A 15,308-nucleotide genomic window follows, 5' to 3' on the forward strand; every position below is an offset into this window, starting at 1 on the left:
TGCGTGCTTTTTCGTATTGCGCGCAGTAAGACTATGTCGTGGTTTTGCCGTATAAATCCATGTGTCGGTCACCCCAGTCTTTCAGTGCCTGTAGGATCGGTTGCAGGCTCACGCCCAAGGGAGAGAGCTGGTATTCCACTTTAGGTGGCACCACCGCATAAACTTCTCGGCACACCAATCCATCTTGTTCCATTTCCCGCAGCTGATTGGTTAGCGTTCGGGCTGAAATATTGGGGATTTGGCGCGCTAAATCACTAAACCGCAGCACGCCTTCCGTGAGTAAATGCCACAAAATCACACTTTTCCATTTGCCATCAATCACATTAATGGCAGCCTCCACCGAGCAGCCAGGGCTGCAATCAAAACGGGCATGTTTGGCTTTTTTCATTTAGTTCCTATTTTATACTGATGGCAAAATTTGTCTGTATGCACAAAAACCAGATATGTCTAATATGATGATACTTTTATTAGCTGGAGTAAATCATGAAAGCCGTAGCCTACCAACGTGCTTGCTCTATCGAAGAGCCAAATTTTTTACACGATATTGAACTGCCTGATCCGATACTGGGTGATAACGATATTTTGGTGGCCGTTGAAGCCATATCAGTGAATCCTGTGGACACCAAAGTACGCGCCAGCACCCACGCGCCATTGGGCCAATGGAAGATACTCGGATGGGATGCGGCCGGCCGCGTGGTGGCCACCGGGCACCACGTAAATCAATTTAAAATAGGCGATGCCGTGTGGTATGCCGGAGATTTAACCCGCCAAGGCACCAATGCCCAATTACATGCGGTCGACGCTCGCTTGGTGAGTATGATGCCTAAATCGCTTACATTTGCTGAAGCGGCTGCTTTACCATTGACCAGCATCACGGCTTGGGAAATGCTGTTTGACCGTCTCAGTGTGCCAACCCATCTTCAGGCAGCCTCATCAGCAAGTAGCTTATTGATTATTGGTGGGGCCGGCGGTGTTGGCTCCGTGTGCATTCAGTTGGCCAAAGCCTTGACGCCCCTTACCGTCATCGCCACTGCATCACGCCCAGAGACCCAGCAATGGGTGACCATTTTGGGCGCCGATGCCTGTGTCAACCACCATGCGCCGCTGCCAGCCCAATGGGCACAACAACAGCTTCCCGCACCACAGTTTGTTTTTTCCACAAACCATTCTGAAGACTATGTCGCAGCGGTGGCTGAAATCATGCAAGCGCAAGGCCGATTTGGTCTAATTGATGATCCTGAGGCGCTCAACATCAATCCCTTTAAATCCAAATCCATTTCCACCCATTGGGAATTTATGTATACGCGCTCAATGTTTCACACGGCCGACATGGCCAAGCAAGGGCAATTATTGCAGGAGGTTGCGGATTTGGTCGACTCGGGCCGCATTCAAACCACGCTCAGTAACAACTTAGGCGCCATCAATGCCCAAAATTTGATGCGCGCCCATACCTTAATTGAATCTGGCTGCACCCGCGGTAAAATCGTTTTAGCGGGTTTCGACTAATCCACCCATGTCCATCACACTAGGGGCCTGCCATGCTACAGGCCCAGGGCTTGGGCATGGAAAGCAATGTGGCTTTCGATGAAACTGGCAATGAAGTAATAGCTGTGGTCATAGCCTGGACGCAAATGGTAGTGCACATTGAATCCGGCCGCGCGGGCTGCCTGAACAAAATCATCTGGTCTCAACTCCTGTGGATAAAATTCATCCGCGCTGCTTGGTCAATCAGTATGGGCAATCGATGTGTTGCTTGAGTAACCAAAGCAGTGCTGTCGTAAGCGGCCCATGCCTGTTGATCATTCCCTAAATAAGCTTGGAAAGCCTGTTCTCCCCACGGGCTGACAGCGGGGTGCGCAATGGGTGCAAACGCAGATACAGCCGCATATCGGCCTGGGTTTTTCAGCGCCACCACCAATGCCCCATGACCACCCATGCTGTGCCCAAAAATACTGCGCTGCGTGGTGACGGGTAGATTGTGTTCAATGATTTCAGGCAACTCATGCACCACATAATCATACATATGAAAATGACTATCCCACGGTGCTTGGGTGGCATTCACATAAAATCCAGCCCCTTGACCCAAATCATACGTTTCGGCATCGGCCACTTCGCTGCCGCGTGGACTGGTATCCGGCATGACCAAAGCCAAGCCCCATTCAGCCGCAAACCGCTGCGCCCCAGATTTCACTGAGAAATTGTCATCGGTGCACGTCAAGCCAGAGAGCCAATACAAGACCGGCACACGATACCCCTGCAACGCGCGTGATGGCAAAAATACCGAAAACGTCATGACACACTGATTGGCTTCGCTAAAATGACGATAACGAATTTGCTCGCCATTGAATATTTTGTGTTTGCCCACTTCCGTTAAAACCGACACAAGATTACTCCTTGAACGTATTCAGGCAACCTAAGGCTGCCTGAAAATAATCAATCAAAATGAATCACGCTGCGAATGGATTGCCCATCGTGCATCAAATCAAAAGCGTGATTGATGTCATCCAAAGGCATAGTGTGGGTCACAAATGGCGCTAACTCAATTTCACCGCTCATCGCTTCTTCTACCATTCCAGGCAACTGGCTGCGCCCCTTTACGCCACCAAAAGCAGAACCTTTCCAGCTGCGCCCAGTCACCAATTGAAATGGACGTGTGCTGATTTCTTTGCCCGCACCAGCCACACCGATCACCACCGACTGGCCCCAGCCACGGTGAGCGCATTCCAACGCCGCGCGCATCACATTCACATTGCCAATGCATTCAAAAGAATGATCCACACCCCAGCCAGTCATCGATACAATGACCTCTTGGATCGGTTGATCATGATCTTTCGGATTCACAAAATCAGTGGCACCAAAGTGCTTGGCCAATGCAAATTTGTCTGGATTCGTGTCAATGGCGATAATCCGACCCGCTTTGGCTTTCCGTGCGCCTTGCACCACCGCCAAGCCAATCCCACCCAAACCAAAAACAGCCACGCTGTCACCCGGCTGCACTTTAGCGGTATTGTGCACCGCACCCAAGCCGGTGGTAACGCCACAGCCCAACAAACACACTTCCTCGTGCTTCGCTTCGGGATTGATTTTCGCCAACGATACCTCAGCCACCACCGTATACTCACTGAATGTTGAGCAGCCATATAGTGGTAAATGGGTTTGCCTTCATAAGAAAAGCGGGTGGTGCCATCGGGCATCAGGCCCTTACCTTGAGTAGCCCGCACCGCCGTACACAAATTGGTTTTACCGCTTTGGCAAAACAAGCACTCGCCACACTCAGCCGTGTAGAGTGGAATCACATGGTCGCCAGGTGCCACGCTGTGCACGCCTTCACCCACTTCAACCACCACCCCAGCGCCCTCATGACCCAAAATCGCAGGAAATACCCCTTCTGGATCATCACCAGACAAGGTAAAGGCATCGGTGTGGCACACGCCCGTATGGGTAATTTTAACCAATACTTCACCCGCTTTGGGGGGCGCAACGTCTACTTCAACAATTCTCAATGGTTCACCCGGCACAAAAGCCACTGCAGCACGTGATTTCATAACACATCCTTTCAATCAAATATCGCTATTGGGTTATCGGAAATACGATGTCAAAATTTGGTTGATGTCGGTTAAGGCTTTTGCCCTTTGAGCCGAAGTGGTGTCTCCATCCACCAACTCATCTTTTAAATGCACTTGCAGTAACTCACGCATTAGGCCATCCATAGCCCCTCGGATGGCACACAATTGTTGCAATAGTTGTGTACAAGGTACATCTTCGCCCAGCGCCCGCTCAATGGCCTGAACCTGCCCCTGAATACGGTGCACCCGAATCAGCATTTTCTTTTTGTCTGCAACCTGTTTGGGCATCACCTTCTCCTAATATACTACTGGGGGGTATATGAAAATCATCATAACCATAACGCTACTGGGGCGCAAGCACAAATCAATCCCCCAAGCCACGGCTGCCTGAAAGCCACACCCACAAACGCACCCACAGCGTTAACCTGAGGTCTGGTACAATGGCAATCGATGTGTCAGTGAGTCAGACAGTCGCCGCGTGCCTTGCGCACGGGGAGGAAAGTCCGGGCTCCATAGAGCAGAATGCCGGCTAACGGCCGGGCGCCGCGAGGCGACGGAAAGTGGAACAGAAAGCAATACCGCCGATGGCTGCTTGCAGCACAGGTAAGGGTGAAAAGGTGCGGTAAGAGCGCACCGTGCCGTTGGCAACAACGCGCAGCAGGCTAAACCCCATTCGGAGCAAGACCAAACAGAATGCGTTGACGCGGCTCGCCGAGCATTCGGGTAGGTTGCTGGAGTAATGTAGCAATGCATTGCCTAGAGGAATGACTGTCCAACGACAGAACCCGGCTTACCGATTCACTGACATATCCCCTCTCTTTTCATCTCAACTGTGGGTATCTTGCCCACAACATGGGCGTCTCTCTATCCTTTTGCAGTGCACCATCTTTACAGGCAGGCGCATTCTGTGTCAGGCTTTTGCTTTCTATCTGATCCTTTCTCCCACGGCTATTGATTATGTCTTCGCGCCAATTTTTTTCACTGTTTTGTGCGGTATTTTTGCTGTTTGCGGGCTACGGCCTATTTTTGAATTCCGCCGGTATTAAGCTGGCACAAATGGGCGTCAGCAATATTGCCATTGGTGCGCTCAATGCGGCATTTTTCGGAGGCGCAACCATCAGCGCCATTGTGTCGCACCGCATTATTTCGCGCGTGGGCCACATTCGCAGCTTTGGTGTATTTGGCGCGCTGTTTGCGATTGCCGCCATGGCCCACATGATGTTCGACAGCTTTTGGGCTTGGGGTGGTTTACGTGCTTTGTTGGGCTTTTGTTATTTCAGTTTGCTGATGGTGGTTGAAAGCTGGTTTACCGAGCGTAGCAGCGCCGATAAGCGTGCCAAAGTTTTGGCCATTTATGAAGTGGTGTTTTATGTGGCATTTACTGTCGGCATTGCCCTGATGAGTTTCAAGTTTTCCAGCAACAATATTTTTACACTGGCAGCCATCTTGGTGATGGCGTCCATGTTGCCTGTGGGCTTAACGCGCGTGGCCGAACCCACCATCCCGCCACGTCAAAAAATCAGTTTACCGCGCGTATTAGCGGTGGCACCTTTGGCCACAGCAGGCAGTTTTGCTGCCGGCATTTTAATCAATGGTTTCTTTACCATGGCCTCGGTTTTTATTTTGCAACAAGGATTTAATGTACGCCAAATTTCGGTTTATCTGGGGTGTGCCATGTTTGGCGGCTTAATCTCACAAATCCCTGTGGCCTATGTATCTAATCGCATTGGGCGGCGCACCACCATCATGCTTTGCTCGGCCATTCCTTGCGCCATGGCCATCAGCGCATTGGGCGTAATGCAGATACAACCCAGTTTTATCGGCATCCATTACATCACTGCCTTTATTTTTGGTAGCTGCTTATTCACCTTGTATTCACTCAGCTTGGCCCGCGCCAACGACGTCAAACCCAAACTCATGAATGCAGTGGAAATCAACCGTAGCTTGTTATTTGTATATGGTTTGGGATCGCTGGTGGCGCCTTTATTGTTGGGTGTAGTCACCGAACACGCCAATCATTTTGGTTTTTACAGCGTCTATTTTATGGTCACCTTGGCTTTATCTGTATTTGCTTGGTTGCAGAAACCCATCCCACCAGAAGAACGCAGCGTGTATGTGGGCATGCCCGCCAATGGCGGCACCATTATCGGTGACCTCGATCCCCGCGACGACACCATGGGCAATGCGACAGACGCTGAAAACCATACAGAACAAGCGCAGCAACCGTTTTCAGGCAACCTTGAAGACGGCTTATCAGATAAAGAAGTTAACGACATCGACCATTCCGTTTCAGGCAGCCCTGAACACGACTTACCATCGACCATAATAGACCAGCCTACCGATGGCTCAGACAGCACAGACAACAATAACTCCGCTCAAGTTAGCCCACCATCAAAGGATCCTGCATGACCCCCATGGAAAAACGGTACCGCATCAAGCCCAATAGCGATTTCAACATTCAAGACTTGCCCACTTTAGACAAGCAAGCTGTTTTGCCCACCAAAGAAGAACGCGATGCTTATGTGGCCAAACAAGCGATCAAATTGGATGAACTGCAAAATATGCTCTATGCAGAGGGCAAGCACAAAATTTTGGTGGTTCTCCAAGGCATGGACACCGCAGGCAAAGATGGAACCATTCGCAAAGTCTTCCAAAACATTGACCCCTTGGGCGTTCGGGCCGAAGCCTTTAAAACGCCCACGCCGATTGAAGCCGCACACGACTATCTCTGGCGCGTGCACCAAGTGGTTCCCAAAACCGGTGAACTGGTCATTTTCAATCGCAGCCATTACGAAGATGTGCTAATCACGCAAGTCCGCGGCTGGATCGATGAAACGGAATGCCAACGCCGACTGGCGCACATCAATGATTTTGAACGCCTACTCAGTGAAACCGGCACCACCATCCTCAAATTTTTTCTACACATTTCCAAAGAAGAGCAGCGCAGCCGACTGCAAGAACGCTTGGACAAACCCGAAAAAAATTGGAAATTCAACCCTGGCGATTTGGAAGACCGAGCACGCTGGGATGCTTATCAAAACCAATATAACCGCGTTATCGAAGCCACTTCGACCGAAACTGCCCCATGGTATGCCATCCCTGCCGATTCCAAATCCAGCCGCAACCAAATTATTATCGATATTTTAATCGAGCGGCTCACGGCACTGGACATGACCTACCCGCAAGTCGATACCCACGGGTGGCCAAAAAAAGTGAAATAAAATAAAGGGTGTCTTGGTAAATACAGGCTGCCTGAACGCTGTATTGTACCAGACACCCATCAACACAATATCCAGCCACACGATTCAGGCCTCATGGATAAACCACCGCAACATCCCTCAATGCCATCACTGCGACCAAACGTTCGACAGTGATTCCGCCTGCTTCAGCACCAGTTCGATGGCGGTATCCTCACCCACCGGCGGGTACTTCCACTTCTTCAGCGTGCGTCGCACTAGAATCCGCAGTTTGGCGCGTACGCTCTCGCGTACCTGCCAATCCACCGTGGTGCTGTTACGCAGTTTCTCGGTGATCTCGACAGCGATCTTCTTCAAGGTATCGTCGCCCAACTCCCGCACGGCGCTTTCGTTGTTGGCCAGAGCATCGTAGAAGGCGATCTCATCCGGGCTCAGCCCCAGTGCTGATTCACGCTCCAGCGCTGCCTGGAAGTCCTTGGCCATCTGGATCAGCTCCTCGATAACCTGCGCCGTCTCCACCGCCCGGTTGTGGTACTTGCGCAGGGTTTCCAGCAGGCGGTCGCCGTACTTCTTCTCCTGCACCACGTTGTTGCGCGATTTGGCCTTGATCTCGTCGCGCAGCAGCTTCTCCAGCAGTTCCACCGCCAGGTTACGGCTGGGCATGTTGCGCACGTCTTCCAGAAATTCTTCCGACAGCAGGCCGATGTTGGGCTTGTCCAGCCCCGCCAGGGCGAAGATGTCCGCCACCCCGTCGGCTACGATGGCGTTGTCCAGTATCTGCTTGAGCGCGCTGTTCTTGTCCGCGTCGGAACGCTTGCCGTCCACCGTGGTGAACTTGACGATGGCGGCCTTGACGGCAGCGAAGAAGGCAATCTCCGTGCGCAGGGCGGTGGCCTTGCCCAGCGTGCTGCACAACGAAAACGCCTTGCTCACCGCCAGCATGGCATCGAGAAAACGCTGTTTGCCGTCCTTCAGCCCCAGGATATGGTTGGCCACCGGCACCAGCAGCTTCATCGCATTGGTTTCAAACCCGCTGTAATCGAAGCCGTGCATCAGCCCGCGCACGATGTCCAGCCTCTCCAGCAGCACAGCCAGCGCCTCGGCCGCGTTGTGCGCCGGGTCGCCCTTGCCCTTGGATTCGGTGTAGGTCTTGAGCGCCGCCTTCAGCTCGTTGGCGATGCCGATGTAATCCACCACCAATCCGCCAGGCTTATTGCGAAACACCCGGTTGACGCGGGCAATGGCCTGCATCAGGTTGTGGCCCTTCATGGGCTTGTCTACGTACATGGTGTGGCAGCAGGGCGCGTCGAAGCCGGTTAGCCACATGTCGCGCACGATCACCAGCTTCAATGGGTCCGCCGGATCCTTGAAGCGCTTTTCCAGGCGTTTTTTCACCTGCTGGCTGTAAAGGTGCGGCTGCAGCAAGGGCTTGTCCGCTGCCGAGCCGGTCATCACTACCTTGATCGCACCCCTTTCCGGGTCGGCGTCGTGCCAATCCGGACGCAGGGCAACGATGGCGTTATACAGCTCGGCGCAGATGTCGCGGCTCATGCACACGATCATCGCCTTGCCTTCCAGCGTGGCCGTGCGCGTCTCGAAATGCTGCACCAGATCGGCAGCCACCTGCGTCAGACGCGGCTGCGCACCCACCAGCTTGGTCAGTGCCGCCCAGTCGCTCTTGGTCTTTTCGCGGGCGGTGATGTCTTCCTCGTCCTCAATGACCTCATCCACCTGGGCATTGAGCGCGTCGATCTCGGTCTGGTTCACGTTCAGCCTGGCCAGGCGGCTTTCATAGAAGATTGGCACCGTGGCGCCATCGTCCACCGCATCCTGAATGTCGTAGATGCTGACGTAATCACCGAATACTGCCCGCGTGTCCTTGTCTTCCAGGGCGATGGGCGTGCCGGTGAAACCGATGAAGGTGGCGTTGGCCAGCGCGTCGCGCATGTGCTTGGCATAGCCGAACACGTACTTGCCGGTCTTGGTGTCCAGCCGCCCTTTCATGCCGTACTGGCTGCGGTGCGCTTCGTCGGAAATCACCACGATATTGCTGCGGCCCGACAGCAGCGGGTGCTGCTCCTCATCGTCTAGCAGGGCGAACTTCTGCACCGTGGTGAAGATGATGCCGCCCGCCTCACGCGAGGCCAGCATCTCGCGCAGTTCCTCGCGGCTGCCGGCTTGCACCGGCGTCTGCCGGAGCAGGTCTTCGGCAGCGCAAAAGGTGCCGTACAACTGCCCGTCCAGATCGTTGCGATCCGTCACCACCACCAGCGTGGGGTTTTTCATCTCCGGCTGCTGCAACAGCTTGCCCGCGTAGCAGGCCATGGTGATGCTCTTGCCCGAGCCTTGCGTATGCCACACCACGCCGGCCTTGCGGCTGCCGGGCCGCACTTCCTTGCCATAGGTGGCACGCGGCTCCTGCACTTCCAACACGCCCTTGTTCGGACTGCTGGAGGCGATCACCGTGGCCTTCACCGCCTCGCGCACCGCATGGAACTGGTGGTAGCCCGCGATCTTCTTGATGATGTGGTCGGCATCCTGTTCGAACAGCACGAAGTGGCGCACATAGTCGAGAAACAGCGCAGGCTCAAAGAAGCCGCGCACCAGCGTTTCCAGCTCGAACTCCAGCAACGGCCGATCATCCTCATCGGCAATCGTCCGCCAGGGCTGCATGCGCTCCTGATTGGCCGTGAGCGAACCCAGCCGCGCCGTGAAGCCGTCGCTGATTACGACCGTCACGTTGGTGTTGAACAGGTCGCTGATTTCGTCCTTGTAGGTCTGGATCTGGTTGAAGGCATCCCAGATGTCGGTCTGCTCGTTGGCGGGGTTTTTCAACTCGATCACCGCCAGCGGCAGGCCGTTGATGAAGGCCACCAGGTCCGGGCGACGCGGCTGTTTGGTGCCGGTCACGGTGAACTGGCTGACCAGGAGGAAGTCGTTGTTGCGCGGGTTGGCGAAGTCGATCAGGTTGACCAGGTCGCTGCGTTTCTCGTCGCCCACTGAAAACTCAACCGGAATGCCGGCCAGCAGTAAACTATGCACGTGACGGTTGCGTGCGATCAGCAGCGGCTCGCTGACCGTCAGGAGTTCGTGCGTAGCCTGTTCCAGCGCCGCGACGGGGATGTGCGGGTTGATGCGTGCCAGTGCTGCCAGCAGGCCTTCGCGCAGCACCGTCTGGCGGTAATCGGTGCGGGCAGGCTGGTCTCCATCGGGTGCAATGTCCGGACCATTGGCATAGCTCCAGCCCAACTCACCAAACCACCCGATGGTTGCACTTTCGAGTTGTTGCTCATTCAGCATGGGTTCAGGTTTCCTTCTGCGCGGCTTCAGGCAAGGTATGCGTCGAGCAATAGGCTTGGCGTTCGTGCGTGGGCGTGGCGGGGAAAGCTAGGCTCAAGGCCCTGGCTCGCACCATCGGTGACAAGTACGTATTGCGCAGCGATTCCGGCTTGCGGTTGAGCAGTTCGGCCAGGGCTTGCAAGGTCAGGTAGTTCCCTTCGCAAACGGCAAGAATCACTCTCTCCATCCCCTCGTAATTCATTTTTTTCTTTTGCCGGGGCTCGGCTGCCAGTTGTTCCAGCCGCTGGCGCAAGGAGGCAGACAGAAGACCCAGGTCGTTGATTACGGGCAGCGGCAACTGATCGGTATGCAGGTAGCCGTCCTCATCCCGCTGTTGCAAAATTGAGGAGCTATCCGGCAAAACTGAGGAGCTATCCAGCAAAACTGAGGAGCTATCCGGCAAAACTGAGGAGCTATCCGGCAAAACTGAGGAGCTCGCTCCCTCGGGCAGCGTGCTGCCCACATCTGCCATCAGAACCGGGCCGAACACATCATCCGGCGTCGGCATCTCCTGTCCCGGCAGGAAATACACCACTCCGCGTCCACTGCCAGCAGAAGCCAGCATGCCGATCTGGGTGAGGTGCTGAAGAATACGGGTCAACTCCACAGGGTGTGCCGCCGACACCGTACACAGGCGGGCATGATTGACCGTTCCCTCGCTACCCGCCAGCGCCAAGGCCACGCGCTCCTCATCTTTGAGCTGATCAAACCGTGCTCCGAACCGCTTTCGTAGATCGGCAATGACATCTGGCGGGAACAGGTCAATCATCCTTAGTTCCAGCAGCGTCTGGTTGTACGGCACCGAGGATTCATAAAGCTTCGGCGGCTTCCAATGCTGGGAATGCCATCCTTGGAAGATGCGTGGAATGCCCGTGCCAGCCTGTTCTCCCACGCCCACGAAGCGGAACATCTTGTGCAGGCCGCGGTTGCGGCAATCCGGTTCGTCTCCATGCAGTGCCACCTCAACCGGGATGCGCATCAACCCCGGATTGCGAAACCCGAACATGTCGGGCCGCTTGACCACCAGCACCGAGGCGCGATCGGTGTAGTCGGCATGCACCAGCACATTGGCCAATGCCTCGCGCAAGGCAATATGCACCGGTGTTTCTTCCTGGCGCTCGCCACCCTCCAGTTGAAACGGAACCTTCAGATCCGCCGTCAACTTCAGATACACCTTGCGGTAGAAGTCGTACAGGTTGCCGGACCACTTGCCGTCCAGCGTCAGGCGGTCGATCCAGCGCCGCTCCGTGCGCGCCTCTGGCCGTTCCTGGTAATCCAGCATGTAGAGCGGCAGCGCCTCCTGAATCGTGTGCATTTGCCCGAACATCAACAGCCCGGCCAGGGTCAGCCCGGCTTCGCCGGTTTCGCGATCCTTGCGCCACCCGCCTATTCTTTTCAGAAATGCCAGGTCATCTTCCGCATTCCATGGGTGACCGGGATCACGGTTGGCAAACATCTGCCGATACGCGCGAAAGGTACCCATGTCCAGATCATCGAATCCGTAGTTGCGCAGGATGCGGTCGTCCCGACTGTCTTCTACCTGTTCGGCCAGCATGCGCTTGACCTCTTCATCTGGTAGAGGCCGGTCGCCTTCATTCAAACGGCGATAGGTGTTGCCGTCCAACGGATTGCGGGTCAGGTGCACGGGGCGCTGCTGACGGCGGGCGCGGGGAATTTCCACGACCATCAAGGTCTTGCCATCCATGGCCCACTCGCGCACCTGCGCGTCGCTCAGCAGGTTGACGCTGACCTTCTGGCGGTTGTTCAGGTTGTTGAACAGTTCCGCGCGTACCTTGGCAAGGTTCTCGATGCCCTCCGGCTCGAACTGTCCCTTGCGCTCACGCATGCCCAGAATCACGATGCCGCCTTCGGTATTGGCCATCGCGCTGTAGGTGGGCCAAAAATCCTCCGGCAATGCTCCCTTGCCATCACGGCCATTGGCCAGTTTGCATTCGAGCGAGACAGATTCACGCAGCAGGGAAAGATCGTCCAAAGAGGTCAAGTCAATCATGTGGTCTCAGCCTCCGCAGAGAGGTGATCGACAGACAGCTCGCCGGAGAGGAGTTTGGGGAGGAGGGTGTCGCGGACCTCTGAAAGAAACGCAGACTCTTTTTGTCTCGACAAAATCTCACTAAATAGTGGCGCTACGAAAGAACTAAATTTCCCCAATATTTCAAAATTTGGCATCAGAACGCTTACCTTTGAAAAGGTCGACGTGTTCATGTTTAAAGTGGCACTGCCACCACTTGCCAAATCATGAAATTCTTTTTCTTTTTCTCTCATTTGGAAATACAAATAAACCGTGTATTCAGAAAAATTCGGGACGATGGTATTTATTTGTTGATTTGTTTGTGATGGTTCATGCGTTATTACCACTTTGCCCACTGTCGCAATGCAACTTACGCAGATTGAGCCAGCGGGAATGGTTTTCTTTGCTTGCGATGCAGAGCCAAGTGCACTTAATTGATCGGATGGATTTATTACATACACACTGTTGTGCATGTCTGGAATTTTTATAAATGGAATGCCAATGCCAAAATATTCTGGGTTTGCCTTTGATGGGGTTTTTCCGCAAACCACACTACCAAATTGGCTAATGTGATTGATCTCCCACCCCTTCGGAATCTCCCCCAACTCCGACTCTTCCACGGCATCGGGAAACAGTGTGGCGGTGGCGGCGAGTTGGTCGTGGTGCTCGCGGGGCATCTGGTCGAGCTCAAAGTCGGTCTTGCCGCTGATGGCGCGCATGGCGGCGTGCAGCGGGTCTTCGCCTTGTTCGATGGCGGCGATCTTGGCCTTGACCGGGTCGAAATCGACAAACCAGGATTTGAAGATGGCTTGCGCCATGGCTTCGAGGGTTTGGTTGATGCGGCGATTGAGGTCGATCTTGTCGTCAAGCACACCTACAACATCAGCAACATAGTTTTGAAATTCAAGTGGAGGCACTGGAATTTTCATTTTCCGCTGCTCAGTTATCGACAATGTATTAATTGTCGATGTTGCAGATATTCTTTCCACAAAGCCCTGAAAAATACTTGAATCAAAGTAATACTTTAAAAATCTATTGTTGAGCCTTCCGTTCCGCTTGACTCTATACAGGGTAAGCTGTGGATTTAATATTAGATACTGCGTGCTCAGCTCAGGAACAATTGCAGTTTTTCCCATTGTCCCCTTGTGCGACAGCAATACATCTCCAACTCTCGCAAAACCAACCCTTAATCGCGATGCGCGAGCTTCCGTTAAAAAATTTGCCTTTGAAAAATCAATCCGACCATTGCTAATGCAAGCACCTGTGATAAGAGGTATTCCAGAATCAACAAACTCAGTAACTTCCGGATAGCTTCCACCATGGTTACCATCTTGAACCATCTCGAGGTCGCCAGATTCAAGCAACTCAGAAACCAAAAGTTTTTCAAACTCCATAACCCAGCCCCGCCAAGTTCCGCTTGATCTCAGCTTCCAGCTTGGCACTTTCCACAAACTGCTCCGCTAATTGCGCAGTCAGCCGCTGCATCTTGTCGGCAAAGGGCTCGCCGTCTTCTTCCTGCTCCGCCGCGCCCACATAGCGTCCCGGTGTCAGCACATGTTCATGCTTGCGGATTTCGTCCAGCTTGGCGGAATGGCAAAAGCCCGGCACATCCTCATACCCTTCGCCCTGCTGCCAGGCATGGAAGGTATCGGCGATTTTCTTGATGTCGTCCGGGGTGAAGTCGCGCAGTACGCGGTCTTTCATGTAGCCCATCTGGCGGGCGTCGATAAACAGGGACTCACCGCACCGGTCGCGTTTCTTCTTGTCCAGCGCGAAGCCGTTCTGCTTGTCGCGGGTCAGGAACCAGATGCAGGCGGGAATCTGGGTATTGGTGAACAACTGGCCGGGCAGCGCGACCATGCATTCCACGTAGTCGTCTTCGACCAGCCGCTTGCGGATTTCGCCTTCGTTGTTGGTGTTGGAACTCATGGAGCCGTTGGCCAGCAACAGCGCCATGCTGCCGGTGGGCGCCAGGTGCCAGAGCATGTGCTGCAACCAGGCGAAGTTGGCGTTGCCCTGTGGAGGCGTGCCGGCGATCCAGCGTGGGTCGCTGGCCAGCTTTTCGTCCCACCATTCCTTCATGTTGAAGGGCGGGTTGGCCATGACGAAGTCGGCGCGCAGGTCCGGGTGCAGGTCGTTCAGCAGGGTGTCGGCCGGGCCACTGCCGAAGTTGAAGTCGATGCCGCGGATGGCCATGTTCATCGCGGCCAGCCGCCAGGTGGTGGGGTTGCTCTCCTGCCCGTAGACGCTGATCTGCCCGGTCGCTTTTTTGCCTTGGCCGTTGGTGGGTTTGCCACTGTGCTGCTCGATGAACTCTTCGCTTTGCACGAAGAAGCCGCCGGAGCCCATGGCCGGGTCGTACACGCGGCCCTTGAACGGCTGGAGCATTTCCACGATCAGGGTGACGATGCTCTTGGGCGTGTAGTACTGGCCGCCCTTCTTGCCTTCGGCCAGGGCGAACTGGCCGAGGAAGTATTCGTAGACGTGGCCGAGGATGTCCTTGGATTTCAGGTTCAGCGGCTGGCCCTTGTATTCGCGGGCAGCGAAGTCGGTATCCGAGAAGTGACTGATCAGCCCGGCCAGCTTGCTGGAATCGAGCTGCACACGGGCGAAGTCCTTGTTGAGCACGTTCTTCAGGCGGGCATTCTCGCGCTCGACGGCTTCCATGGCGTTGTCGATCAGCCAGCCGACCGAGCGCATTTCCTCCGGTTCGTCCTTGCCGGGCTTGTTCCACGGCAGCGCCGCTTTGGGCGGCAGTTGCGCGCAATCGCGCAGGGTTTGCCAGCGGGCCTCCACTGGCACCCAGAACACGTTCTTCTCGGTGTAGTAGTCGCGGACTTCCAGCTCGGCGGCGATGTTTTCTTCGTACTCCTGCGTACCCGCGCCGCCGTATTCGGCCGGGTCCATGTAATAGTCGTGCTCAGGGTTGGTGAACTGTTCGCGCAGTTCGCGTTGCCGTTCTTCGAAGGCGTCGGAGACGTACTTGAGGAAGATCAGCCCGAGCACGACGTGCTTGTACACGGCGGCATCGAGGTTGGAGCGCAGCTTGTCGGCAGCAGTCCAGAGCTTCTTTTCCAGGTCGTTGAAGAACTGTTGTTCGATGGGTCTCATGTCTTTGTCCCGTATTGCGTCATGCTTGTCTTCCTTGCGGGTCTCGTTGGCTTGCCGCTTGATGGC

Annotated in this window: 9 protein-coding genes, 1 other RNA gene and 2 pseudogenes; 4 read left to right on the plus strand and 8 right to left on the minus strand. The window is 54.8% G+C overall.

The genetic code is table 11. The annotated features are described in order from the left end of the window. Positions 1 to 31: 31 nt before the first annotated feature. A complete protein-coding gene (locus A2F46_RS02020; RefSeq protein ID WP_066566015.1) occupies positions 32 to 388 on the minus strand; it encodes a helix-turn-helix domain-containing protein in 357 nt (118 codons plus the stop codon). 95 nt (positions 389 to 483) lie between these two features. Here A2F46_RS02020 and A2F46_RS02025 point away from each other — a divergent pair, with 95 nt between their 5' ends. Further along, positions 484 to 1,506 carry a zinc-binding alcohol dehydrogenase family protein gene (locus A2F46_RS02025; RefSeq protein WP_066566017.1) on the plus strand — a complete coding sequence of 341 codons (1,023 nt, stop codon included), beginning with the start codon at positions 484 to 486 and terminating at the stop codon, positions 1,504 to 1,506. A 35-nt stretch (positions 1,507 to 1,541) separates the two neighbouring features. Here A2F46_RS02025 and fghA read toward each other — a convergent pair. The 3 genes and pseudogenes from fghA to A2F46_RS02040 all read right to left on the minus strand — a co-directional run bounded on the left by fghA (position 1,542) and on the right by A2F46_RS02040 (position 3,854). Further along, positions 1,542 to 2,383: pseudogene (gene fghA / locus A2F46_RS02030) on the minus strand (S-formylglutathione hydrolase). 50 nt (positions 2,384 to 2,433) lie between these two features. Further along, positions 2,434 to 3,545 (minus strand): annotated as a pseudogene (locus A2F46_RS02035) (S-(hydroxymethyl)glutathione dehydrogenase/class III alcohol dehydrogenase). Positions 3,546 to 3,578: 33 nt separating this feature from the next. Next, positions 3,579 to 3,854, minus strand: a complete 276-nt coding sequence (locus A2F46_RS02040) for a metal/formaldehyde-sensitive transcriptional repressor (protein WP_066566018.1) — start codon at positions 3,852 to 3,854, stop codon at positions 3,579 to 3,581. Positions 3,855 to 4,021: 167 nt separating this feature from the next. On the opposite strand from A2F46_RS02040, the gene rnpB reads away from it, so the two are divergent. From rnpB to A2F46_RS02055, 3 genes are all read left to right on the plus strand, one after another. Further along, an RNA gene (gene rnpB, locus A2F46_RS02045) (RNase P RNA component class A) lies at positions 4,022 to 4,375 on the plus strand. 148 nt (positions 4,376 to 4,523) lie between these two features. Then, positions 4,524 to 5,975 (plus strand): MFS transporter, encoded by a 1,452-nt coding sequence (locus A2F46_RS02050; protein ID WP_066566020.1) that lies wholly within the window; start codon positions 4,524 to 4,526, stop codon positions 5,973 to 5,975. After that, entirely contained in the window at positions 5,972 to 6,787 is an 816-nt protein-coding gene (locus A2F46_RS02055; protein ID WP_066566021.1) for a PPK2 family polyphosphate kinase, read from the plus strand. Before A2F46_RS02050 ends, A2F46_RS02055 begins: the two co-directional genes overlap by 4 nt. A gap of 126 nt (positions 6,788 to 6,913) precedes the next feature. On the opposite strand, the gene A2F46_RS02060 is transcribed toward A2F46_RS02055, so the two are convergent. From A2F46_RS02060 to A2F46_RS02075, 4 genes are read right to left on the minus strand one after another with little or no spacing between them, the layout of a single operon-like run. After that, positions 6,914 to 10,063 (minus strand): type I restriction endonuclease subunit R, encoded by a 3,150-nt coding sequence (locus A2F46_RS02060; RefSeq protein ID WP_066566023.1) that lies wholly within the window; start codon positions 10,061 to 10,063, stop codon positions 6,914 to 6,916. Positions 10,064 to 10,067: 4 nt separating this feature from the next. Beyond that, complete coding sequence (locus A2F46_RS02065; protein WP_066566024.1) at positions 10,068 to 12,113, minus strand: RNA-binding domain-containing protein; 2,046 nt, start codon at positions 12,111 to 12,113, stop codon at positions 10,068 to 10,070. After that, complete coding sequence (locus tag A2F46_RS02070; protein ID WP_066566025.1) at positions 12,110 to 13,525, minus strand: restriction endonuclease subunit S; 1,416 nt, start codon at positions 13,523 to 13,525, stop codon at positions 12,110 to 12,112. Before A2F46_RS02070 ends, A2F46_RS02065 begins: the two co-directional genes overlap by 4 nt. Beyond that, complete coding sequence (locus A2F46_RS02075) at positions 13,515 to 15,242, minus strand: class I SAM-dependent DNA methyltransferase (protein WP_066566419.1); 1,728 nt, start codon at positions 15,240 to 15,242, stop codon at positions 13,515 to 13,517. Before A2F46_RS02075 ends, A2F46_RS02070 begins: the two co-directional genes overlap by 11 nt. Between the last annotated feature and the right edge of the window lie 66 nt (positions 15,243 to 15,308).

The organism is Snodgrassella sp. CFCC 13594, from assembly GCF_001590725.1.
Lineage (GTDB): Bacteria > Pseudomonadota > Gammaproteobacteria > Burkholderiales > Neisseriaceae > Snodgrassella.